This window comes from Marinococcus sp. LNHM5E3-2.1, assembly GCF_056034365.1.
Window position 1 is genome coordinate 425,118 of record NZ_JBQLIB010000001.1, and the last position, 22,516, is coordinate 447,633.

General features: G+C 50.8%; 24 protein-coding genes. All 24 read left to right on the forward strand.

The window, feature by feature from the left end; translation table 11 throughout:
- The first annotated feature begins 81 nt into the window (after positions 1–81).
- Positions 82–426: a 50S ribosomal protein L19 gene (gene rplS / locus ACTRXH_RS02275; RefSeq protein WP_022792749.1), complete on the forward strand. Its 345-nt coding sequence runs from the start codon at positions 82–84 to the stop codon at positions 424–426.
- An 85-nt stretch (positions 427–511) separates the two neighbouring features.
- On the forward strand, positions 512–1,072 hold the full coding sequence (gene lepB, locus ACTRXH_RS02280; protein ID WP_474260464.1) for a signal peptidase I: 561 nt from the start codon (positions 512–514) through the stop codon (positions 1,070–1,072).
- A gap of 19 nt (positions 1,073–1,091) precedes the next feature.
- Positions 1,092–1,955 carry a ribosome biogenesis GTPase YlqF gene (gene ylqF, locus ACTRXH_RS02285; RefSeq protein ID WP_474260466.1) on the forward strand — a complete coding sequence of 288 codons (864 nt, stop codon included), beginning with the start codon at positions 1,092–1,094 and terminating at the stop codon, positions 1,953–1,955.
- 13 nt (positions 1,956–1,968) lie between these two features.
- The gene (locus tag ACTRXH_RS02290) at positions 1,969–2,751 is read left to right on the forward strand and encodes a ribonuclease HII (RefSeq protein WP_474280396.1); all 783 of its coding nucleotides are present in this window, start codon (positions 1,969–1,971) and stop codon (positions 2,749–2,751) included.
- A 15-nt stretch (positions 2,752–2,766) separates the two neighbouring features.
- On the forward strand, positions 2,767–4,317 hold the full coding sequence (locus tag ACTRXH_RS02295) for a hypothetical protein (RefSeq protein WP_474280398.1): 1,551 nt from the start codon (positions 2,767–2,769) through the stop codon (positions 4,315–4,317).
- Positions 4,314–4,607: an EscU/YscU/HrcU family type III secretion system export apparatus switch protein gene (locus ACTRXH_RS02300; RefSeq protein WP_322524653.1), complete on the forward strand. Its 294-nt coding sequence runs from the start codon at positions 4,314–4,316 to the stop codon at positions 4,605–4,607. The genes ACTRXH_RS02295 and ACTRXH_RS02300 overlap by 4 nt, the downstream gene beginning before the upstream one ends.
- 178 nt (positions 4,608–4,785) lie before the next feature.
- Positions 4,786–5,946: an ADP-forming succinate--CoA ligase subunit beta gene (sucC, locus tag ACTRXH_RS02305; protein ID WP_022792755.1), complete on the forward strand. Its 1,161-nt coding sequence runs from the start codon at positions 4,786–4,788 to the stop codon at positions 5,944–5,946.
- 21 nt (positions 5,947–5,967) lie between these two features.
- A complete protein-coding gene (gene sucD, locus ACTRXH_RS02310; RefSeq protein WP_322524654.1) occupies positions 5,968–6,882 on the forward strand; it encodes a succinate--CoA ligase subunit alpha in 915 nt (304 codons plus the stop codon).
- Between the two features lie 102 nt (positions 6,883–6,984).
- Complete coding sequence (dprA, locus tag ACTRXH_RS02315) at positions 6,985–7,860, forward strand: DNA-processing protein DprA (RefSeq protein WP_474280400.1); 876 nt, start codon at positions 6,985–6,987, stop codon at positions 7,858–7,860.
- 193 nt (positions 7,861–8,053) lie between these two features.
- Positions 8,054–10,129, forward strand: coding sequence for a type I DNA topoisomerase (topA, locus tag ACTRXH_RS02320; protein ID WP_474280402.1), 2,076 nt, complete (start codon positions 8,054–8,056; stop codon positions 10,127–10,129).
- Positions 10,130–10,211: 82 nt separating this feature from the next.
- Positions 10,212–11,525, forward strand: a complete 1,314-nt coding sequence (trmFO, locus tag ACTRXH_RS02325; RefSeq protein WP_474260477.1) for an FADH(2)-oxidizing methylenetetrahydrofolate--tRNA-(uracil(54)-C(5))-methyltransferase TrmFO — start codon at positions 10,212–10,214, stop codon at positions 11,523–11,525.
- 104 nt (positions 11,526–11,629) lie between these two features.
- Positions 11,630–12,547: a tyrosine recombinase XerC gene (xerC, locus tag ACTRXH_RS02330; protein ID WP_474277328.1), complete on the forward strand. Its 918-nt coding sequence runs from the start codon at positions 11,630–11,632 to the stop codon at positions 12,545–12,547.
- A gap of 2 nt (positions 12,548–12,549) precedes the next feature.
- Positions 12,550–13,098 (forward strand): ATP-dependent protease subunit HslV, encoded by a 549-nt coding sequence (gene hslV / locus ACTRXH_RS02335; protein WP_474260481.1) that lies wholly within the window; start codon positions 12,550–12,552, stop codon positions 13,096–13,098.
- A 27-nt stretch (positions 13,099–13,125) separates the two neighbouring features.
- A complete protein-coding gene (hslU, locus tag ACTRXH_RS02340) occupies positions 13,126–14,538 on the forward strand; it encodes an ATP-dependent protease ATPase subunit HslU (RefSeq protein WP_474260483.1) in 1,413 nt (470 codons plus the stop codon).
- A gap of 23 nt (positions 14,539–14,561) precedes the next feature.
- Complete coding sequence (gene codY / locus ACTRXH_RS02345) at positions 14,562–15,344, forward strand: GTP-sensing pleiotropic transcriptional regulator CodY (protein WP_091610307.1); 783 nt, start codon at positions 14,562–14,564, stop codon at positions 15,342–15,344.
- A 299-nt stretch (positions 15,345–15,643) separates the two neighbouring features.
- Positions 15,644–16,039 carry a flagellar basal body rod protein FlgB gene (flgB, locus tag ACTRXH_RS02350; RefSeq protein WP_474260485.1) on the forward strand — a complete coding sequence of 132 codons (396 nt, stop codon included), beginning with the start codon at positions 15,644–15,646 and terminating at the stop codon, positions 16,037–16,039.
- A gap of 2 nt (positions 16,040–16,041) precedes the next feature.
- Positions 16,042–16,488, forward strand: coding sequence for a flagellar basal body rod protein FlgC (flgC, locus tag ACTRXH_RS02355; protein WP_298784326.1), 447 nt, complete (start codon positions 16,042–16,044; stop codon positions 16,486–16,488).
- A 20-nt stretch (positions 16,489–16,508) separates the two neighbouring features.
- The gene (gene fliE, locus ACTRXH_RS02360) at positions 16,509–16,805 is read left to right on the forward strand and encodes a flagellar hook-basal body complex protein FliE (RefSeq protein ID WP_474260487.1); all 297 of its coding nucleotides are present in this window, start codon (positions 16,509–16,511) and stop codon (positions 16,803–16,805) included.
- A 29-nt stretch (positions 16,806–16,834) separates the two neighbouring features.
- Positions 16,835–18,427 (forward strand): flagellar basal-body MS-ring/collar protein FliF, encoded by a 1,593-nt coding sequence (gene fliF, locus ACTRXH_RS02365; protein ID WP_474277338.1) that lies wholly within the window; start codon positions 16,835–16,837, stop codon positions 18,425–18,427.
- A 15-nt stretch (positions 18,428–18,442) separates the two neighbouring features.
- Positions 18,443–19,456, forward strand: a complete 1,014-nt coding sequence (gene fliG, locus ACTRXH_RS02370) for a flagellar motor switch protein FliG (protein ID WP_474260491.1) — start codon at positions 18,443–18,445, stop codon at positions 19,454–19,456.
- A complete protein-coding gene (gene fliH / locus ACTRXH_RS02375) occupies positions 19,449–20,192 on the forward strand; it encodes a flagellar assembly protein FliH (RefSeq protein WP_474280404.1) in 744 nt (247 codons plus the stop codon). The genes fliG and fliH overlap by 8 nt, the downstream gene beginning before the upstream one ends.
- Positions 20,189–21,505, forward strand: coding sequence for a flagellar protein export ATPase FliI (gene fliI / locus ACTRXH_RS02380; protein WP_474280406.1), 1,317 nt, complete (start codon positions 20,189–20,191; stop codon positions 21,503–21,505). The genes fliH and fliI overlap by 4 nt, the downstream gene beginning before the upstream one ends.
- On the forward strand, positions 21,505–21,963 hold the full coding sequence (gene fliJ, locus ACTRXH_RS02385) for a flagellar export protein FliJ (RefSeq protein WP_474260497.1): 459 nt from the start codon (positions 21,505–21,507) through the stop codon (positions 21,961–21,963). Before fliI ends, fliJ begins: the two co-directional genes overlap by 1 nt.
- On the forward strand, positions 21,956–22,510 hold the full coding sequence (locus ACTRXH_RS02390; RefSeq protein ID WP_474260499.1) for a MotE family protein: 555 nt from the start codon (positions 21,956–21,958) through the stop codon (positions 22,508–22,510). The genes fliJ and ACTRXH_RS02390 overlap by 8 nt, the downstream gene beginning before the upstream one ends.
- The last annotated feature ends 6 nt before the right edge of the window (positions 22,511–22,516 follow it).

Here is a 22,516-nt window from a genome sequence, read left to right on the forward strand (position 1 = left end):
TGTGACTGAATAGTCATCAATTACGGTGCTCCGCTGTTTTCATCGTGGACAAGAGCATGCGAGAGAAGGAGGCGAATACAAATGCAACAACTTATTCGCGACATAACGAAGGAACAGTTAAAATCAGATCTCCCGGACTTTCGCCCAGGTGACACTGTAGCAGTGCACTTGAAAGTTGTCGAGGGCTCCCGTGAACGTGTACAGGTGTTTCAGGGCGTCGTTATTAAACGTCGCGGCGGAGGCATCAGCGAGTCTTTCACCGTGCGTAAGGTTTCCTACGGAATTGGTGTGGAGAGAACTCTTCCGCTTCATTCCCCAAGAATCGACAAGATTGAAGTGAAACGCCGCGGTAAAGTACGTCAAGCTAGATTGTACTATCTCCGTAACCTGCGTGGAAAAGCTGCGCGTATCAAAGAACTTCGATAAGACACAGGAGAAAAAGCTGCAGCGGAGTATTCCGTCTGCAGCTTTTTTCATACGGATAAACTATATAAAGAAAGGAATCGACCGCATGAATGAACGCCGCTTTCCCATCAATTGGCTGCATCTTCTGACAGTGATTATGATTGCATTACTTATTGCATTGGCAGCACGCTGGCTGTTTGTAGCTCCAGTCGTTGTGAAAGGCGAATCAATGGAGCCGACCATTCATGACGAAGACCGGATGCTGTTGAATAAATCAAGCAAATGGCTGCACGAGTGGGACCGGTTTGATGTGGTCGTTTTCCACGCCAATAATAAAGATGATTACATTAAAAGGATCATCGGACTGCCGGGCGATACGCTCGAATACAGGAACGATAAGCTTTTTATTAATGGGGAGCAGGTGGATGAGCCGTTTCTTGATAAAAAGACCCTGGCAGCAGGCCCTATCCCGGCGACAACCGATTTCACCCTGAAGGAGAAAACGGGCCGGAGCCGTATTCCTGAAGGGCAGGTGTTTGTGATGGGCGACAACCGTCCGAACAGCTATGACTCCCGGGCTATCGGACTTGTAGAAGAAGAGGAGATTGTCGGGGAAGCGGTAATAACATTCTGGCCGCTTACTCATATGTGGCCATCGCCATTTTAATTTGAAAGGAGGCAGAGATATGGACATTCAATGGTATCCCGGACATATGGACAAGGCGCAAAAGGAAGTGCAGAGCAAATTAAAGCAGGTGGATGTGGTTATCGAGCTCGCAGATGCAAGAATCCCCCGGTCCTCACGGAATCCGCTGCTTGAAACGATTATTCAGGATAAGCCATCGGTGATCGTATTAACCAAAGCCGATCTGGCTGATCCTAAAGTAACCGAGGAATGGAAGCAGTATTACCGCGACCAGGGAATTGAGGCGGTGGACGTGGATTCCAAGCACAAGAAGGGCCTGCATGTGATTAAAGAAGCGGCACTTCAGCAGACGGAACGGCTCCAGGCCAGGTGGAAAAGAAAAGGCATTAAGCCAAGGGCTATACGGGCAATGATTATCGGCATCCCGAACGTCGGCAAATCGACGCTCATCAATCAGTGGATCGGAAAAAAAACAGCTAAAATCGGTGACCGTCCGGGAATTACGAAAAACCAGCAGTGGCTGAAAATGGGCAAGGAAATGGATCTGCTCGACACCCCGGGCATTCTCTGGCCGAAGTTCGAAGACCCTTACGTCGGGGAACGTCTCGCAGCGACAGGTGCTATTAAAGACGAGCTGTTGGATCTGCAGGATATTGCTTATTTTATTATCGGGATCTGCCAGGAGTATTACCCCGAAAAGCTGCTTCAGCGTTTTAGCCTTGAGGATAAGCCGAGGGAGACGTCGCTGGAGTGGTTTGAAGACATTGGACGTAAGCGGGGAGCGCTGCTTGCAGGAGCGGAAATCGATTACGAAAAAGCAGGTGAAATGGTCGTACGCGAGTTCCGCGGCGGGCTGCTCGGCCGCATCAGTCTCGAACGCCCGGACGATGACGTGAGCGAATAATTGTGCAGCAGAGGTGAAAATATTGGAGAAATGGACGATAACAGCTGTAAAGGAATATTTGCAGACACATGAGGAGCCGGATGCAGAGCTTCTGGAGGCCTGGAAGGAGGACTCCCGGGCCGGCGTCCAGAAGGAGCTGCAGCGGTATGCTAAGCGACAGAAGCAGAAGCAGGAAAAGTACGAGGACTTCCGCCGCCGGCTTTCGTTTGAACAGGATTATTGGGACCGGGGTTTCGAGGCGGTGGCTGGAGTGGATGAAGTCGGGCGCGGGCCGCTGGCCGGGCCGGTGACTACGGCTGCTGTTGTGCTGCCAAAGGAAGTCAGCCTGATAGAAGTAAATGACTCCAAAATGCTCTCCGCCAAAAAACGTGAAGAGCTCGAAACAAAAATTAAAGAGGTGGCGGTCGCCTGGAGCGTTGTTCATATCGAGGCGGACGAAATCGATCGTCTGAATATCTACCAGGCAACCAAAAAGGCTATGCGGACGGCTGTGGCGGATCTTAAACCTGCTCCGGATGCCCTGCTGGTAGATGCGATGACCCTTCCATTACATATTGAACAGCAGTCGCTCGTGCAGGGGGACAGCCGGAGCGTGTCGATTGCGGCTGCCTCTATTCTGGCGAAGGTGGAACGGGACCGTTATATGCAGTACTATCATACGCTTTATCCGGACTATGATTTTGCCAGCAACAAGGGCTACGGTACCCAGAATCACCTGGACGGCTTAAATCGTCTCGGCGGGTGTGCCATCCACCGGTATTCGTTTCAGCCGGTATCCGGGTACCGTCGTTCGTAAAAGGAGAGAAAATCGATGAAGCTGTCGCTGCCGTCCACGTTTGCCGGAAACCGTACAGGACAAGCCGGAAATGAAGAAATTAAAGCCGGGCAGATTATTAAAGGTACTGTCAAACAGCTTTATCCAGGCCAACGGGCGGCAGTTACTGTGCACGGGAGGGTGTATCACGCTTCCCTGGAGGCACCGGTTGAAGCCGGAAAGTCATATTATTTTCAGGTGAAAAATGAACACGGCCGGCAGGTGTGGCAGGTGGCAGCAAACGAGGCTGCCACTTCTTCCGGTGATAAGGGCCATGCGCTCCTGAAGCTGCTCGGCCTGCCTTCCGGAAAGCAGGAGCAGTACATATTCCGCATGTTTGAACAGATGCAGCTGCCTGTAACGAGGGAAACGCTCCAGAAAAGCGTGCAGCTGCTAAAAGGGGAAGGCGCCGTAAATAAGCAGGGGATGCATACGATTCAATGGATGCTCGGCGCAGGTGCCCCTTTAAAAGCATCCATCTTTCAAAGTGCCCACCAGGTGCTGCACGGTCCCTCGCCGGCACAGGATTTAACTGTGCTGCTTGCGCAGCACAAAACGTCTGACGCTGTTCATCAGTCCATCAGCAGCGCCGTGCTCACCCCGGGAAGCTTTAAAGGAGACATCGAAGCACCGACAAAGCCGATGCAGCTGTTCGCCGCAGCAGCCGCGGCGGCTGTCATTGACAAAAACGGTCAGGCTGCCCAGCTGATCCACCGGCTATTTGCGGGCCTTCAGCCTCCATTGAACGCTGAAGCCTTTCTGGAGCATGTCGCTCAGGGAGCCGTAAGCAGCGGGTCCGTGGAGAAATGGCTTCAGTCCCAGGTGGAGGACGCGGCAAAGCTGCACCAGACGACCCAGCAGCCGGGCAGTTCGCCGCAGCTGAGCGCAAAGGCTCTGATGAGAGCCTGGCACGCGCTGGTCCCGGAAGCAGTGACGGTGCTTGCCAATACGCCGCAGATGGTGGAATGGCTGAAAAGTTATACCGGCAACTCGAGCTGGTCTTCCTGGGCGGAAAGCGGGAGCAAAGAAGTGATGCAGACGTCTTACAGGCATTTAGAGCAGGCTCAGGTGCATATTATGTCGAGAGCTGAACTCTCACCCCAGCATGAACGGACCGTCGCCCATGTGGCCGGGCAGCAGCTCATGCAGCAGACCGATCAGGAGGCGTGGCTGCAGCAGCTCTCCCATCTTCCGGCGAAATGGGGGGAGATGCTTTCGGATGCTGTTGTTCACTGGGAGGGAAAACGTACTGAAGACGGAAAACTCGATCCGGATACGTGCCATATTTTATTTCAGCTCGAGATGGACCGGCTCGGCGTTTTAATCGCTGATGTGCAGATTTATAAACGAAACGTGACGGTAAATATCAGCAGTGAAAACCCGCGCCCGGAACAGCCGCTGCATCTTTTTCAGCCCATGCTGAAAACGGCAATGGCTTCGCTGAACTACCAGCTGGTGTCGCTTCAGTGGCACGAAGAAGAAGCCCTTCCGGCCGGGCCGCACGGCCGGGAGCCCGGACGGAAAGGAGCATTTGATATTCGGATATGACCTCCAACCAGAACTGGACCACGAAAAAAGCAGTGGCACTTAATTATAAGCAGGGCACTTCACAGGCGCCGGCAGTCAAAGCGAAGGGGCGGGGATGGACCGCGGAACGAATTATCGAAGCGGCCGCTGAACAGGACGTCCCGGTGCATAAAGATGCCGGGCTTGTACATATGCTTCATGAGCTTGAATGGAATGAAGAAATTCCGGAAGAGCTGTATGAAGTGGTGGCGGAAATCTTCGCCTTTATCTACCGGATGGATAAAAAAACAGCCGGTAAAAATGAAAACTAAACCGCGCAGCAGAAACTTTCACGGAAATGTTGAATTTTTTTCTAAATTTCTATACGATAAAGGATGTGTGGGAGAGAGCGAGGCTATTTAGAGGCTTTCGTTCTGCCCAGATTCGATTTTGTAATCACTTACACAGTCGATAGAAGGATTCGTATTGTAACGGTGAGGGGGAAAAAGCATGAATATTCATGAGTACCAGGGAAAAGAGCTCCTTCGTAAATACGGAGTGGCAGTCCCTAACGGAAAAGTTGCATTTACGGTAGATGAAGCAGAAGCAGCCGCAAAAGAACTGGGTTCTGACGTAACGGTGGTAAAAGCCCAGATCCACGCAGGTGGAAGAGGGAAAGCCGGCGGGGTCAAGCTCGCTAAAAACCTCGATGACGTCCGCAAATATGCTGACGAAATCCTCGGCAAAACACTGGTTACCCATCAGACCGGACCGGAAGGTAAAGAAGTGAAACGTCTTTACATCGAAGAGGGAAGCGACATCAAGAAGGAATACTACTTAGGTGTTGTGCTCGACCGTGTATCGTCCCGCATTGTGATGATGGGCTCTGAAGAAGGCGGAACAGAGATCGAAGAAGTAGCTGAAGAAAATCCGGAAAAAATATTCCGCGAATACATTGATCCAGCTATCGGTATGCAGCCTTATCAGGCCCGTCGTATGGCATTTAACATGAATATACCGACAGACCTTCTGAAAGAAGCAGTGAAGTTCATGCTTGGCCTGTCCAAAGTATTTATCGACAACGACTGCTCTATCGCAGAAATTAACCCGCTCGTAACGACCGGGGACGGGAAAGTAATGGCGCTTGATGCGAAATTCAATTTTGATTCAAACGCCCTTTATCGTCAAAAAGAAATACTTGATTACCGTGACCTCGATGAAGAGGATCCTAAGGAAATCGAAGCTTCCAAATACGACTTAAGCTACATTGCCCTCGACGGCAATATCGGCTGCATGGTCAATGGTGCCGGTCTTGCGATGGCTACAATGGATATCATTAAGCACTACAGCGGCGATCCGGCGAACTTCCTGGATGTTGGCGGCGGTGCGACGGCTGAAAAAGTAACGGAAGCATTTAAAATTATCCTTGAAGATGATGCTGTTAAAGGCATTTACGTTAACATCTTCGGTGGAATCATGAAGTGCGACGTCATCGCTGACGGGGTAGTGGAAGCTACGAAGCAGACTGGACTGGAGATTCCGCTTGTTGTACGTTTGGAAGGCACGAACGTAGAAAAAGGCAAAGAAATTCTGGAAAAATCCGGATTGAATATTACAGCAGCGGACTCTATGGCAGACGGTGCGCAAAAAATTGTTTCGTTAGTTCAATAGAAAGGCAGGGACCATCGACCTATGAGCATTTATATTAATCAGGATACAAAAGTAGTTGTTCAGGGAATTACAGGATCTACCGGCCTCTTTCACACTCAGCAGGCGTTAGAGTACGGTACGAAAATCGTCGGCGGCGTGACGCCGGGTAAAGGCGGCACGGAAGTTGAAGGCGTGCCGGTTTTCAACACGCTTGATGACGCAGTGGAAGCAACCGGTGCTACCGTGTCGGTTATTTACGTTCCGCCTGCTTTCGCAGCGGACGCGATCATTGAAGCAGTGGACGCAGACCTTGATCTTGCCATCTGCATCACTGAAGGCATCCCGGTTCTTGATATGATTAAAGTGAAGCGTTTTATGGAAGGCAAGCGCACCCGCCTTGTCGGTCCAAACTGCCCGGGCGTTATTACACCGGACGAGTGCAAAATCGGCATTATGCCGGGCTACATTCATAAAAAAGGACACGTAGGTGTTGTTTCCCGTTCGGGTACACTGACGTATGAAGCCGTAGACCAGCTTACCAAAGCAGGCATCGGCCAGTCGACAGCTGTCGGTATCGGCGGCGACCCGGTAAACGGCACAAGCTTTACCGACGTGCTGCAGGCCTTTAATGACGATCCGGATACAGAAGCCGTGATCATGATCGGTGAAATCGGCGGCACAGCTGAGGAAGAAGCAGCTGAATGGGTCAAGCAGAATATGACCAAGCCAGTAGTCGGCTTCATCGGCGGTGCGACAGCCCCTCCAGGAAAACGGATGGGCCACGCCGGCGCGATTATTTCCGGCGGTAAAGGCACCGCAGAGGAAAAAATTAAAACGTTAAACGAAAGCGGCGTGCAGGTAGCAGCGACACCGGCAGAAATCGGTGATACGATGATCAACGTTCTGAAAGAACGCGGTCTGCACGAAAAATGCCTCACCCACGAACCGCAAGTATAAAATAACCGCCCTCCGCTGCCTCTTTCGGGCAGGCGGAGGTTTTCTTTTTCTTCCCCGTGTTCCCCCTAAAACCATTATTCCCCCATGAAAGGACTACTCCTCATGCAAAATCTCTCCTTTAATGAACGGCTTCTGGCTGTCCACGAATTTCCCTATTTTCAATGGAAGCACGTAGCAGAGCTGCTGCGCCGTGACCGTGAATTACTTTTACCTTTTACGCACCCTCATCTTCTGCCTGTAAACAGCGCCCATTTGACTGCCTGGCGGGAATATATGTCCCAGCTTGCCGTGCAGCGGAGGCTCGCTTGGTACCGGGAGCAGAGTATCGGGTGGATTACATATTTTGACGAACGCTATCCGTCGTCTTTAAAGTCAATATACGATGCGCCGTGGGTGCTTTACACGAAAGGGAACACAGAGCTGCTTCAAGACAGCCCCCGGCTGGCGGTAGTCGGCTCCCGGAGCATGACTTCCTACGGCAAAGCAGCTGTGGAAGCATTTCTTCCTCCTGGGCAGGTGCAGATTGTCAGCGGACTGGCAAGAGGGGTGGACGGGCACGCCCACCGGCAGGCATTAACAATGGGAGCGCCGGCTATTGCGGTGCTAGGCTCCGGATTTGGGCGTATTTATCCGAAGGAGCATCTCGCTCTGGCAAAAAATATTGCTGCCGCGGGGCTGCTTTTGAGCGAATATCCTCCGCACAGATCACCGAAAAAATGGTACTTCCCGGCCAGAAACCGCATTATCAGCGGTCTGTCTGATAAAATATTTGTGGTGGAAGCGGATGTAAACAGCGGTTCCCTCATTACGGCATCGCTTGCGCTTGAACAGGGCAGGGAGGTCTGCGCACTGCCGGGATCCGTGTTTTCCAGGCAGAGTGCGGGTACAAATCAGCTGATTTATGACGGTGCTCTCCCGGTTCTCCAGCCGGAGGATTTAAGCATATCCGGCAGGTGGACAGCGTCTCATAACAGCTGACGGAATTGAAACGGAATTTTAAATTTTCCGTATGTTATGCTAGACACGTTCGGTAAACTGTGAAAGAATAATTGTGATTTCAAGCACAAAACGCACTGAAACGAGTAAGATCATAAAAGCATCACTATTTGACAGAGTAATTTATTCGAGTTAATAATGGTAATATTTCATTGAGACAAAGGGGAGAAGAGGAATGGCCGACTATTTAGTCATCGTGGAATCTCCCGCAAAAGCAAAAACAATCGAAAAGTATTTAGGGAAAAAATATGCGGTGAAAGCTTCAATGGGGCACGTAAGAGATCTGCCGAAAAGCCAAATGGGAGTCGACACTGAAAACAATTATGACCCGAAATATATAACGATACGCGGGAAAGGTCCAGTTTTAAAAGAATTAAAAACGGCTGCAAAAAAAGCGAAAAAAGTATATCTCGCAGCCGACCCTGACAGAGAGGGTGAAGCTATTGCCTGGCATCTGGCGCACAGCTTAAACATTGATGAGGATTCGGAATGCCGGGTTGTTTTTAACGAAATTACAAAAACGGCGGTGAAGGATGCATTTAAGCATCCCCGATCCATCAATATGGATCTTGTGGACGCCCAGCAGGCCCGCCGGATACTTGACCGCCTCGTCGGCTACAACATTAGTCCATTACTATGGAAGAAAGTGAAAAAAGGATTGAGTGCCGGACGGGTACAGTCGATTGCTGTGAAGATGATTATTGACCGGGAAAAAGAAATCAAGGCGTTTATTCCGGAAGAATACTGGAGTATTAATGGAACGTTCTCGGACGGGGACGCGGAATTTGAAGCGAAATTTCACGGCACAGCGAAAGAAAAGCAGGCGCTTGTCTCCCGGGAAGACGTTGACGGCGTGCTTCAAAAGATGAAAGGCGATCAGTTTGAAGTAACAAAGGTCACGAGAAAAGAACGTAAACGCAATCCGGTACAGCCGTTCACGACCTCGTCCCTGCAGCAGGAGGCAGCGCGAAAGCTGAATTTCCGTGCGAAAAAGACGATGATGGTGGCCCAGCAGCTGTATGAAGGTATTGATCTGGGTAAACCGGCTGGCACTGTCGGTTTAATCACCTATATGCGGACAGACTCCACCAGGGTCTCCCAAACCGCCAAGGAAGAAGCACGGACGTTTATTACGGAAAAGTACGGCGAAGAATACATCCGCCATGGCGAGCGCAAGAATGCTAAAAGCAGCAACAGCCAGGATGCCCACGAGGCGATCCGGCCGACATCGATCATGTATGAACCAAAACAGGTGAAAAGCTCGCTCTCAAGAGACCAGTACCGGCTGTACAAGCTCATCTGGGAACGTCTGGTGGCGAGTGAAATGGCCCCGGCTGTTATGGACACTATGTCGGTGGACCTTGATAATGAAGGCGTGCTGTTCCGGGCGACCGGCTCTAAAGTGAAATTCCCCGGCTTTATGAAGGTGTACGTGGAAGGCCAGGATGACGGGAAAAAAGAAGAGGATAAAATGCTTCCGGATCTTCAGGAGGGCCAGATGGTCACCCGGACGGATATGGAAGAAAATCAGCATTTCACCCAGCCGCCGCCGCGTTACACAGAAGCCCGGCTCGTTCGGACGATGGAGGAAATGGGCATCGGCCGGCCATCCACATATGCGCCGACGCTCGATACAGTGCAGCGCCGGAACTACGTAGCACTTGAAGAAAAACGTTTCGTGCCAACGGAGCTCGGTGAAATCGTCATGGATCTGGTCGTGGAATTCTTCCCGGAAATTCTTGATGTGGAATTTACCGCAAAGATGGAGAACGATCTTGACTATATTGAAGAAGGAAAACAAAATTGGATCGAGATTATCGATGAATTTTACCAGGGATTTGAGCCAAGGCTGAAAAAAGCCGAGGAAGAAATGGAAGAAGTCGAAATCAAAGATGAGCCGGCAGGCGAAGACTGCGAGCAGTGCGGCCATCCGATGGTATATAAAATGGGCCGTTACGGAAAGTTTATGGCCTGCTCCAATTTTCCGGAATGCCGTAATACGAAAGCGATTGTCAAAGATATTGGCGTGAAATGCCCGAAATGTAAAGAGGGAAATGTCGTTGAACGCCGAAGTAAGAAAAAGCGGATCTTTTACGGCTGTGACCGGTACCCGGACTGCGAATTTGTTTCCTGGGATAAACCGATTGCCCGCCCGTGTCCGAAATGTGAAAATATGCTTGTGGAGAAAAAGACGAAAAAAGGCGTACACGTCCAGTGCTCTGAATGTGATTATAAGGAAGAACCAAATTAAAAATGACTGGTTACAGCGCAGGTCTGACTGCTTCCGAAAGGAATAGTTGCCTGCGCTTTCAAAAGGGAAAGGAGTTTTTATCATGAAAAGTACACCTGTTCATATCGTCGGTGCAGGGCTAGCCGGAAGCGAAGCGGCATGGCAGCTTGCAAAACAGGGCGTGCCGGTCAGGCTTCACGAAATGCGTCCAAACAAACAGACGGCCGCCCACCACACCGATAAATTTGCGGAGCTGGTCTGCAGTAATTCCCTTCGGGCCAACAACCTTACAAATGCCGTCGGCGTATTAAAGGAAGAAATGAGGCACCTCGACAGCGTGATTATCGAGGCAGCAGACGCAGCTTCGGTGCCGGCAGGCGGCGCCCTTGCCGTAGACCGGCATGAATTTGCTGCGAAGGTCACGGAAAAAGTAAAAAATCATCCGCTCGTGGAAGTGGTATCGGAGGAAGTGACCCATATACCGGATGAACCGGCAATTATTGCCACGGGTCCGCTGACCACTGAGTCGCTCTCTGAAGATATTTTTAATCTGACCGGCGAAGAGCATTTGTACTTTTACGATGCAGCGGCGCCGATTGTGGAAACAGACAGCATCGATATGGACAAAGCGTATGTAAAATCCAGGTACGATAAAGGAGAAGCTGCGTATATCAACTGTCCGATGACAGAAGAGGAATTTGACCGCTTCTACGATGCACTGGTGGAAGCAGAAGTTGTTCCGCTGCGCGAATTTGAAAAAAACATCTTTTTTGAAGGCTGTATGCCGGTCGAGGAAATTGCCCGCAGAGGCAAAAAGACCCTGCTGTTCGGCCCGATGAAGCCGGTCGGTCTGGAGCACCCGGAAACAGGGGAGCGCCCGCACGCCGTCGTGCAGCTGCGCCAGGACAACCAGGAAGGCACGCTCTTTAACATTGTCGGCTTCCAGACGCATCTCAAATGGGGACCTCAGAAGGAAGTAATCCGTTTAATCCCGGGGCTTGAAAATGCCGACATTGTCCGCTACGGCGTGATGCACCGCAATACATTTTTGAATTCCCCGAACTTCCTGAATCCGACCTATCAGACGAAGGCCCGCAGTGATTTGTTCTTCGCCGGACAGATTACCGGTGTGGAAGGCTACGTGGAATCAGCTGCTTCCGGGCTGGTCGCCGGATGGAATGCGGCAAAACAATATTTGCAGGAAGAAACGGACACCTTCCCGAAGGAAACGGTGATCGGTGCCATGAGTCACTATATTACGACGGCCGGCGCCAAAAACTTTCAGCCGATGAACGCCAACTTCGGCCTGCTGCCCGCCCCGGAGCAGAAAATCAAAAACAAGCGGGAACGCAATGAATACTACGCAGAACGGGCTCTGGATGCCATTCAGAATTTTAAGAAAAAAGTCCAAATATGATTGCTAGGCTGCAGGGTTTATGATACGATTTACTAGCTTTTGTCTTCATAAGGCGGCAGCAGACCCGCAGAGGGAAGCCGAAAGTGCAAAGGAGCAAAAAGCTGATGAACCCGCTATTAACCTGGAGGGAAGAATTTTTCCGCTATCTGGAGCTTGAAAAAAACATTTCCTCCTATACAAAAACAGCTTACGAACAGGACTTGATTGAATTTGAAGCGTTTATGCAGCAGGAGGGCTGGAAGCACGTGGAGGATGTTGATCCAACGCTCGTCCGCCTCTACTACAGCAGCATGTACGACCGCTCGTATGCAAGGGCGACAGTAGCGCGGAAAATCTCCGCGCTGCGTGCGTATTTCCGCTATCTGCAGCGTGAAGAATATATTGAACAGAATCCGTTCATCGGAGCGAGCCATCCGAAAAAAGAGCGGCCGCTTCCCCACTTTTTATATGAAGAAGAGATCGAATCGCTGTTTGCTTCATTTGATATGAGCAAGCCGCTTGATATCAGGGATAAAGCCATTATGGAGCTGCTTTATGCGACAGGCATGCGCATCAGCGAATGCCAGCAGCTGCAGGCCGATGACCTCGATGACTACCTTGGCACCATTCTGGTGAAGGGAAAGGGCCGGAAGGAGAGGTACGTGCCGGTAGGAAGCTTTGCCCAGGAAGCCGTGGAGCTGTACAAAACGGAGGTGCGGCCGGAGCTGTCAGCCAAAAGCAGCGTGCCGACCGGCCAGCTGTTTTTAAACGCCCGGGGCGGGCCGCTGACCGACCGTGGATTCCGCCATGTCATCAACGAACGGGTGAAAAAGGTCTCAAGCACGCTTCGTATTTCTCCTCATGATCTGAGGCATACGTTTGCCACACATCTGCTCAATCACGGGGCGGACCTGCGGGTCGTGCAGGATCTTCTCGGCCATGCCAATTTATCAACAACCCAGATTTATACCCATGTCACGAAAGAACGGCTACAGGATGTGTATCGACATGCGCATCCAAGAGCAGAAAGGAAGCGTGAATAACTATGGAACCATCCTTTCACGCCACAACAATATACGCTGTCCATCACGACGGTGAAGGAGCGATGGCCGGCGACGGCCAGGTGACGCTCGGCCAGCAGGTGGTCATGAAGCATACGGCACGAAAGGTGAGACGGCTGTACAACGGGAAAGTTCTCGCCGGCTTTGCCGGATCGGTAGCTGACGCGTTTACACTGTTTGACTTATTTGAAGAAAAACTCGAGCAGTGGAGCGGCAATCTGCAGCGTGCTGCCGTCGAGCTTGCCAAGGACTGGCGCAGCGATAAAACGCTGCGGCGTCTGGAAGCGATGCTCATTGTTATGGATAAATCCACCATGCTTTTGGTCGCGGGCACAGGAGAGGTAATCGAGCCTGATGATAATATGCTTGCGATCGGCTCCGGGGGCAATTTTGCGCTCAGCGCCGGAAGGGCACTCAAAAAGCATGCCACGCACCTGACCGCCCGGGAAATGGCCGAGGCTTCGCTGCAGACAGCAGCAGATATATGTGTTTTCACCAACCATGAAATCATAATTGAAGATTTGGAATCTTAAAACATAGTCCGCTAAGGGGGCTTATTAATGGAAATTTCGATGACACCCAAACAGATTGTAGAACGGCTCGATCAATATATTATCGGCCAGAATGAAGCGAAACGGTCTGTTGCGGTAGCTCTTCGCAACCGGTACCGCAGAAGCAAACTGCCCGAACAGCTTCAGGAGGAAGTAACGCCGAAAAATATTTTGATGATCGGACCGACGGGCGTAGGTAAAACAGAAATTGCCCGCCGGATTGCGAAGCTTGTCGGTGCCCCGTTTTCGAAGGTGGAAGCCACGAAATTCACGGAAGTCGGCTATGTCGGCCGTGACGTGGAATCGATGATCCGGGATCTGGTGGAGGTCGCCGTACGTATTGTAAAGGAAGAAAAAACAGCCTCCGTACAGGAAAAAGCAGAAAAAGCTGCGAATAAAAAAATTGTCCGGCTGCTTGCTCCGAGAAAACGCAAAAATCGTCAGGCGGACAACAACTCCGGCAATCCGTTCGGGATGCTTTTTCAGCAGAATGAGGACAATGATGAAGAGGAAGAGACAGACACTTCGGACAACAGTGATCTGCGTGAGCAGCGCCGTCAGCTGCAGAAGCAGCTGGAGATGGGTGAGCTTGAAGACCGCAAAGTGACCATAGAGGTCGAACAGCAGTCCGGCTCCATGGGCGACATGTTTCAGGGCGGCGGCATGGAGCAGATGGGCATGAACATGCAGGAGATGCTCGGGAACATGATGCCAAAGAAAACGAGCAGCCGTACCCTCCCTGTGAGCGAAGCACGCAAGGTGCTGACCGAGCAGGAAGCCCAGAAAATGATCGATATGGACGAAGTCAGTACAGAAGCTGTTTATCGCGCGGAGCAGCTGGGAATTGTGTTCCTGGATGAAATTGATAAAGTGACCGGTAAAAAGGAAAGCAGCAGTGCGGACGTTTCACGTGAAGGCGTACAGCGGGACATCCTGCCGATTGTGGAAGGATCAACGGTTAATACGAAGTACGGGCCGGTGCGTACCGATCACATGCTGTTTATCGCCGCCGGTGCTTTTCATACGGCTAAGCCTTCCGATTTAATTCCTGAGCTGCAAGGAAGATTTCCGGTGCGTGTCGAATTAGATAACTTAGGGGCAGCAGATTTTGCCCGGATTCTGCGGGAGCCGGACCAGGCTCTTACGAAGCAGTATCAGGCTCTCATCCGTACCGAAGGCATTGAAGTAACGTTTACAGATGAAGCGGTCGACACTATTGCAGAATTAGCGGAAGCGGTCAATCAGCAGACAGAAAATATCGGTGCGAGACGGCTGCATACGCTGCTTGAAAGACTGCTCGAAGATCTGTCCTTCGAGGCGCCGGAAATTACTATGGACGCTATTACCATTACGCCGGAGTACGTCAATGATAAACTGGCCACGATCGCCAGGGACCGGGACGTCAGCCGGTACATTTTGTAGCATAAATCAGGAGGAGAATCAGCATGGATTTGTTAACAAGAAGCAGAAGAATTAATGAAATGTTACAGAAAACACAGGGGGACCACGTCAATTTTAAAGACATGGCCGAAACCCTTCAGGAAATTATCGGGGCTAATGTGTTTGTAGTCAGCCGCCGCGGGAAGCTGCTCGGCTACTCGATCGAGCAGGAAATCGAGCACGAAAAAATGCAGCGGATTTTAGAGGAGCGTCAGTTCCCGCAGGAGTATACCTCCGGGCTGTTCGGCATTAATGAAACCTCCCCGAATCTGGATGTGCAGAGTGAATACACGGCATTTCCGCAGGAAAGCGCTGAATTATTTGCGTCCGGCCTGACAACGATTGTACCGATTGTCGGCGGCGGCCAGCGTCTTGGCACGCTCGTTCTGGCCCGTTTAAGCGAAACGTTTGATGATGATGATCTGATCCTCGCCGAGTACGGGGCGACTGTTGTCGGCATGGAAATCCTCCATGAAAAAACGCAGGAAATTGAAGAGGAAGCAAGAAGTAAAGCCGTTGTTCAGATGGCTATCAGCTCCCTTTCCTACAGCGAACTCGAAGCGGTAGAGCATATTTTCGAGGAGCTCGACGGCAAGGAAGGGCTGCTTGTAGCGAGTAAAATTGCCGACCGTGTCGGTATCACCCGCTCCGTGATCGTCAACGCCCTGCGTAAGCTTGAAAGCGCCGGCGTGATCGAATCAAGATCCCTTGGCATGAAGGGAACCTATATTAAAGTATTAAACAACAAGTTCCTGTATGAACTCGAGAAAATTAAAAATAATGACTAACGGCTTTCGGGCGATCCCTTCACGGGGGTCGCTTTTTTTTGCTCTTAAACTAAAACATGAGGCGTGAAGGAAAGACAGCATTCCGGTGAAAATTGAATACTATCCAATAAATAAGCACATTAAGGATAAAAGAACTATTAAAAAGTAGTTTGACTCCTTAGACGGAAGTTACTGAAATGCAAAAACCGCGATATTGATTAGACAAATGTACATTTTTTCTATACAATTTAGGAATTAATGCTCATACAAAAGTAAATAACTAAACCTTTAGTATCAATTAAAAAGCCAGAGGTGAGAAAATGGAACTGTTCCAATCCGGGACGTGGCAGAAATTACAGGCGGGTGTCGAAGGGGCATCGCTTAGACAGAAGGCAATCACGGATAATATTGCCAATATTGACACCCCGAACTACAAAGCGAAGGAAGTTTCCTTTCAGGACATGCTGAAAGAAGAAAGCAGCAGTCAGATGGAAGCTGTACGGACAGACGCAAAACACTTTTCTTTTCAGAATAATCAAAATACTCCGAGCGTATACGAGCAGAAGGGCAATACATATAACAATAATGGAAACAACGTAGACATTGACAAAGAAATGACCGAGCTTTCGGAAAACCAGCTGCATTATAACGCCATTATCGATCGTATTAATGGAAAATTTGGCGGCATTAAATCAGCTATCCGGGGAGGGTCATAAGCATGTCTATTTTTAATGGAATTCAAGCCTCCGGCTCGGCCTTGACGGCACAGCGCCTAAGAATGGATGTCGTAAGCTCCAACCTTGCGAATGCGGATTCCACGAGAGGGCGGCTCGTTGACGGGGAATGGCAGCCGTACCAGCGCAAAACCGTTTCCATGAGTCCGAAGCAGGACAATTCCTTTCAGTCGAATTTAACGAAAGCATTAAATGACCAGGGCGGCGTGCGGGTGTCGGAAATCGGGGTGGATGATGCCCCTTTTGATGAGGTTTACCAGCCTGAGCATCCCGATGCCAATGAAGAAGGCTACGTACAGATGCCAAATGTGGATCCTTTAAAAGAAATGACGGATTTGACCTCGGCCTCACGCTCGTATGAGGCAAACGTCACGGCACTCAATGCCAATAAAAATATGATGATGAAAGCACTTGAAATCGGTAAAAACTAATAACGGAAGGAGGATGACAAATGGAAATTACGAATAGCCAGGCTCCGGTAATGAAAACAGCAAATGAGGCAGGCCAGGCGACAGTAAAGGAAACCGGCGATTCATTTCAAAAAGCGATGAGTGAGGCGATGAGTAAAGTCAATGAAGCCCAACTTGAATCGGACCGGATGACGGAAAAGCTTGTGACCGGAGAAGCGGACAACCTGCATGATGTGATGATTGCCGCGGAAAAAGGAAGTGTCTACATGCAGACGGCCACCGAGGTGAGAAACAAGGCGGTGGAAGCCTACAAAGAAATGATGCGGATGCAGGTGTAATCGTAAAGAGGAAGGTATGAAGCGGAATTATGAAAGAAAAATGGAAAGAGTACAGCCAAAAGGCGAAAACGTATTGGAGCAGCCGCAGTAAAAAACAAAAAAGAATATATATTTTTGGCACGACGGCGATCTTTCTTTTTCTCCTCATCAGCATACTGCTGTTTTCGCGCACAAACTTTGAGCCTCTTTACACCGATCTGGCACCGGAAACAGCAGGCAGCATCAAAGAAACGCTGGATACCCGCGGAGTGAAATATGAAATATCGAATGAGGGAACTACCATCAGCGTACCGAAGGATCAGGTGGATGCGTTAAAGGTTGACCTGGCAGCCGAAGGGCTTCCACAGGACGGGGCGATTGACTACAGTTTTATTGAGGATCAGACCGGCTTCGGAATGACAGACAACGAATTTTCCGTCATGGAACGGGCAGCGCTGCAGACTGAACTTGAAGCGTTAATTTCCAATATGGATGCAGTGTCAAGTGCCGATGTAATGATCAATATGCCGGAGGAGTCTACGTGGGTGGCCGAAGAAGCTGAAGCAGCGACAGCATCGGTGAACGTTGATTTGGGCGGTACCGGAGAGCTCGATCAGGAGCAGGTGAAAACCCTGTACAACCTGGTGTCCAAAAGTGTGCCTGATCTGCCGGTGGAAAACATCGATATCAGTGATACAAGCATGAACTATTATACATATGAAGAAAATGGTGCGTCCGGCTCTGCCATGGATCAATACGAGGACCAGCGTGCGGTGCAGCAGGACATCGAAAAGGACATCCGCCGTGAAGTCCAGCAGATGCTCGGCACTGTGGCGGGGCAGAATAAAGTCATGGTATCGGTAACGACGGACATCGACTTTACGAAGGAAAACCGGGAGGAAGACCTGGTGGAGCCCGTGGATGAAGAAACAATGGAAGGCATCGCCGTCAGCGCGGAAGAAATTGCTGAAGCCTATGAAGGTGTTGATCCGCTCGAAGAAGGAGAAGTCGGTGCAGGGGAGGAAGACGTAGCCAATTATCCGGCCGGTACAGAAGCAGCAGGCGACTCAGAGCGGACCGAAGAACGGATTAATTATGAAGTGAACCGTATTCATAAAGAAATTCAGGAAAGCCCGTACAAGCTCCGGGACCTCGGTATTCAGGTGATGGTGGAGCCGCCGGATCCGGAAGATCCGAACTCTTTAGAGCCGGAGACGATGGATAACATGCAGGGTATGCTTGAAACAGTTATCAGTACGAGCATCGATAAAGAATACCTTGAAGTGGAAGGCGAGGAGATGGATGTAGAAGAAAAAGTCTCTATCTCCTCCCAGACCTTCCTCGGCGCAGAAGAAATCGATCAGGAAGCAGGCGGCCTGCCGTGGTGGGCATATGCATTAATGGCTGTCGGCGCTTTGGGCCTCATCTTTTTAGTGGTATGGCTCGTCCGTCGGAAAAAACCAGCCGAAGCCAAAGAAGAAACCTTCCAGGCTGCGGAATTTGAACAGCGCGAGGTACCTGATCTCGAGAGCAGCAGGGAAATGACCGAGGAAGAAAAGAAACGAAACCAGCTCGAGAAGTTAGCAAAGGAAAAGCCGGAGGAATTTTCAAAGCTGCTTCGTTCCTGGCTGTCCGATGATTAAAAGGGGGAGCAGCAATTGCAGAAAAGAAAAGAAACGCTGACCGGGAAACAAAAGGCAGCTGTGCTGCTCATTTCACTGGGCCCGGACGTTTCAGCCGAAGTATATAAGCATTTACGGGAAGAAGAGATTGAAAAGCTGACGCTTGAAATTGCGAACGTCCGAAAGGTAGAAAGCTCAAAAAAAGAAGAAGTGATGAATGAATTTCATCAGATAGCGATTGCCCAGGATTACATTTCCCAGGGAGGCATCGGCTACGCCAAAAGCGTGCTTGAAAAAGCGCTTGGCGAAGAGGAAGCGATGCATATGATCAACCGCCTCACATCATCGCTGCAGGTAAAGCCGTTTGATTTTGCCCGCAAGGCTGAGCCCTCCCAGGTGCTGAACTTCATTCAAAATGAGCATCCGCAGACCATCGCCCTTGTGCTTTCCTACCTGGAACCGGGCCAGGCAGGACAGATTTTGTCGGAGCTGCCCGAAACGCAGCAGACTGATGTAGCCCGGCGCATTGCGAAAATGGACCGGACTTCACCGGAGATCGTAAGCGAAGTGGAAGCAGTGCTTGAACAAAAGCTTTCCACATCCGTCACCCAGGATTTCACCGAAGCAGGAGGCATTGAATCTGTCGTGGAGGTGCTGAACGGGGTGGACCGCAGCACAGAAAAGATTATTCTTGAATCCCTGGAACAGGAGGATCCGGAGCTGGCTGAAGAAATTAAAAAGCGGATGTTTGTGTTTGAAGACGTGGTGGCGCTTGATAACCGCTCCATTCAGCGGGTTGTACGCGACGTCAATAATGATGATTTGCAGCTTGCCCTTAAGGTGGCAAGCGAGCAGGTGAAAGAAGTCGTTTTCCAGAACATGTCCCAGCGGATGGCCGAAACGTTCCAGGAGGAAATGGAATTTATGGGGCCGGTACGGCTGCGTGATGTAGAAGAAGCACAGTCGAGAATTGTCGGTATTATACGCAGACTCGAAGAAACGGGGGAAATCGTCATTGCCCGCGGCGGAGGAGATGATGTTATTGTCTAACGTATTTCGCACGCACGTCAGCGCAGAGCATCGAACCATTGCGCCCAGAAAAATCGTGTTTGAAGAAGCGTCTCCACAGGCAGACGAGCATTTTCTCCAGCAGCGTCAGGCCGAACAGTTAAAAGAAGAGGCGGGGCGTCTGCATGAGCGGGCCGAACAGGCCTGGAAGGAAACCCAGGAAAAAATCAGACAGGAAGAAAAAGACGCCGGGAATCGTATTGCTGTATGGGCCGAAGAGGCCAAGCAACAAGGATATGCCGAAGGTTTTAAGAGCGGGGAGGAGAAAGGCTTCGAAGCGTGGCAGGAACAGATCAGCCACGCCGGACGGATCATAGAATCTGCTGAACAGGCTTTTCATGAACGCCTGAATGAAGCCGAACCGACGGTGATCGATATTGCAGTGCAGGCGCTTGAAAAAATGCTCGGCCCGGAATGGCTTCCGGATGAACACTGGCGGATGCAGCTGTCGACTGCGATTGGGTCTCTGCGTGAGCAGGGAAACATCCGCGTGCTCGTCAGCGCGGAAGATTATGAAGATTTACGAATGTATAAAGAGGAGCTGCAGAGCGCGGCGGGGAGCGACCAGAAGGTGACCATTTATCCTGACGCGCAGATGAAGGAGCGGCAGTGCGTGCTCGAAACGGACTTCGGAAAGCTCGACGTCTCCCTTGACACTCAGCTCCAGGAATTAAAAAAACAGCTTCAGGCTGTTGTTAAAGAGGGCATGCCGGTATGAGAGCAGAGCATGCAGCGAAACAGGTGAAACAGATGTCTCTGTACCGTTCCTATGGAAGTGTGGAACGGGTGATTGGATTAATGGTGGAGTCGCGCGGGCCGAAAACAAACGTCGGTGACATCTGCTACATATATGGTGTCGGAAGCGACAGTTCCACGGCCGCTGAAGTAGTTGGGTTCCGGCAGGAATACGTGCTGCTGATGCCGCTGGAGTCGTTAAAAAATATCAGCCCGGGCTGTACGGTCGAAGCCACCGGCAAGCCACTGAAAATCAAGGCAGGAGCAGGGCTGGTCGGGCGCGTACTAAATGGCATGGGAGAGCCGATGGATCATCAGGAGCTTCCGGAAGGACTGGTCAGCGTTTCTTCGGAGGCAGCACCGCCTGCTCCGCTTGACCGCCCGAGGATTAAAAACATCATGCCGACCGGCGTGAGAGTGATTGACAGCCTGCTCACGATGGGCGAAGGCCAGCGGATAGGCATCTTTGCCGGAAGCGGTGTCGGAAAAAGCACCCTGCTTTCGATGATCACGCGTTACACGGAAGCCGACATTAACGTAATCGCACTTATCGGAGAGCGCGGACGCGAGGTCCGGGATTTTATCGAACGCGACCTCGGAGAAGAGGGGATGGCCAGATCAGTGCTGATTGTAGCGACCTCCGACCAGCCCGCTTCGATGCGAATCCAGGGAGCCTACACGGCCACAGCTATTGCTGAATATTTTCGTTCCAAAGGAAAAAAGGTCAATTTCATGATGGACTCCATCACCCGATTTGCAATGGCACGAAGAGAAATCGGCCTTGCGATTGGCGAGCCTCCTACGACAAAAGGATACCCGCCGTCAGTATTCGCCCTCCTGCCGGGACTGCTCGAGCGAACCGGCACAAGCAACGAAGGCTCGATTACTGCGTTTTATACGGTGCTTGTGGACGGGGACGATATGAATGAGCCGATTGCCGACGCTGTACGCGGGATTCTTGACGGTCACTTTGTGCTCGAACGGTCGCTTGCGAATAAAAATCATTTTCCGGCCATCGACGTGCTTCAAAGCGTCAGCCGGGTGATGTCAGAGGTTACGGATAAAGCTCATCAGGAGGCAGCCTCGAAAGTGAAAAGCTGGCTTGCGGCTTACCGGGAAGCAGAAGACCTTATACGAATTGGGGCCTACCGCAAAGGCAGCTCCCCCGAAACCGACGAGGCACTGGAAAAATTACCTGCCGTTGAAGCGCTTATCCAGCAGCGGTCGATGGAAGCATCGACCATGAAACAGACGCTGCAAAAGCTGCAAAACGTTATGGAGAAAGGAGCATCCTAATGTCCTACCAATTTTCTTTAGAACAGCTGCTGCAGCTGAGAGACCGCGAAAAAGACCAGAAGGTAAAATCCTACAATGAGGCAGTGGACCAGTTTGAGCAGAAAGCAGGGACCCTCTATGAAATGCTCCGTTCCAAGGAGCACGCAGAAGAAATAAACCGGGAGAAAATGACCCGTGGAGTGACAGTGCGGGAGCTTCGTCAGCAGGAAAAAATGCTGCATATGTATGAACGGGAAGCAGCCGTTCTTGAAGAAGCGGTAAGCAAGGCGCGCTGGATGATGCAGCGTGAAGAAAAAGCGATGCAGGAAGCATGGCGTGAAAACCGGAAGCTTGAGCTGATAAAAGAAAAAGAAGAAGCAAAACATATGGAAAAATTAAAGCGGCATGAGCGTATGGCCATGGATGACACGGCAGTACAAATGTATCTTCAGAAGCAGACGGTGCAGCATTATGGCTGAAAAAGAAAAGAAAAAAGGCAGTTTCTTTCAATGGTTTTTCATGCTGTTTCTTATCCCGCTTGTTTTCGCCATTGTTCTGTCGGTAGCTGTTATGTCCTTTATGGGGATAAATGTTACTCAGCTCGGCCAGGACGTAATGAAGTCGGTCACCGGCAGCGAAGAAAGTGCCGATGACGCCGGAGCTTCCGGTGAAGAACTCGAAGCCAAGGAAGAGGAAATCGTCGAACTGCAGCAGCGGCTGGATGAACGGGAGCAGGAGCTTGAAAGCGTGGAAGAAGAGCTTGAGGAACTGACGCTCGAATCAGAAACAGAAGAGAATAATGAAGAGGAAGAAAACGGCGGGAATACCGGTTCAGCCCAGAAAATTTACGAGGAAATGAAGCCGGCAACTGCGGCAGCAGTGCTCGGGCAGCAGGAAACAGAAGTTATTGTCCAGCATTTGTACACGCTGCAGCCGGAGGAGCAGGCTGCCATACTCGAAGAGATGGATGAAGAGCTTGCTGCTTCCGTTGTCTCGGGGATTGAAGGCCTCGACCTGGAACAGTAAAAGAAA

Bases quoted from the DNA above. Each gene is read 5' to 3' on its own strand.
- rplS (WP_022792749.1), top strand. From the start codon at position 82: ATGCAACAACTTATTCGCGACATAACGAAGGAACAGTTAAAATCAGAT.
- lepB (WP_474260464.1), top strand. From the start codon at position 512: ATGAATGAACGCCGCTTTCCCATCAATTGGCTGCATCTTCTGACAGTG.
- ylqF (WP_474260466.1), top strand. From the start codon at position 1,092: ATGGACATTCAATGGTATCCCGGACATATGGACAAGGCGCAAAAGGAA.
- ACTRXH_RS02295 (WP_474280398.1), top strand. From the start codon at position 2,767: ATGAAGCTGTCGCTGCCGTCCACGTTTGCCGGAAACCGTACAGGACAA.
- ACTRXH_RS02300 (WP_322524653.1), top strand. From the start codon at position 4,314: ATGACCTCCAACCAGAACTGGACCACGAAAAAAGCAGTGGCACTTAAT.
- sucC (WP_022792755.1), top strand. From the start codon at position 4,786: ATGAATATTCATGAGTACCAGGGAAAAGAGCTCCTTCGTAAATACGGA.
- sucD (WP_322524654.1), top strand. From the start codon at position 5,968: ATGAGCATTTATATTAATCAGGATACAAAAGTAGTTGTTCAGGGAATT.
- dprA (WP_474280400.1), top strand. From the start codon at position 6,985: ATGCAAAATCTCTCCTTTAATGAACGGCTTCTGGCTGTCCACGAATTT.
- topA (WP_474280402.1), top strand. From the start codon at position 8,054: ATGGCCGACTATTTAGTCATCGTGGAATCTCCCGCAAAAGCAAAAACA.
- trmFO (WP_474260477.1), top strand. From the start codon at position 10,212: ATGAAAAGTACACCTGTTCATATCGTCGGTGCAGGGCTAGCCGGAAGC.
- xerC (WP_474277328.1), top strand. From the start codon at position 11,630: ATGAACCCGCTATTAACCTGGAGGGAAGAATTTTTCCGCTATCTGGAG.
- hslV (WP_474260481.1), top strand. From the start codon at position 12,550: ATGGAACCATCCTTTCACGCCACAACAATATACGCTGTCCATCACGAC.
- hslU (WP_474260483.1), top strand. From the start codon at position 13,126: ATGGAAATTTCGATGACACCCAAACAGATTGTAGAACGGCTCGATCAA.
- codY (WP_091610307.1), top strand. From the start codon at position 14,562: ATGGATTTGTTAACAAGAAGCAGAAGAATTAATGAAATGTTACAGAAA.
- flgB (WP_474260485.1), top strand. From the start codon at position 15,644: ATGGAACTGTTCCAATCCGGGACGTGGCAGAAATTACAGGCGGGTGTC.
- flgC (WP_298784326.1), top strand. From the start codon at position 16,042: ATGTCTATTTTTAATGGAATTCAAGCCTCCGGCTCGGCCTTGACGGCA.
- fliE (WP_474260487.1), top strand. From the start codon at position 16,509: ATGGAAATTACGAATAGCCAGGCTCCGGTAATGAAAACAGCAAATGAG.
- fliF (WP_474277338.1), top strand. From the start codon at position 16,835: ATGAAAGAAAAATGGAAAGAGTACAGCCAAAAGGCGAAAACGTATTGG.
- fliI (WP_474280406.1), top strand. From the start codon at position 20,189: ATGAGAGCAGAGCATGCAGCGAAACAGGTGAAACAGATGTCTCTGTAC.
- fliJ (WP_474260497.1), top strand. From the start codon at position 21,505: ATGTCCTACCAATTTTCTTTAGAACAGCTGCTGCAGCTGAGAGACCGC.
- ACTRXH_RS02390 (WP_474260499.1), top strand. From the start codon at position 21,956: ATGGCTGAAAAAGAAAAGAAAAAAGGCAGTTTCTTTCAATGGTTTTTC.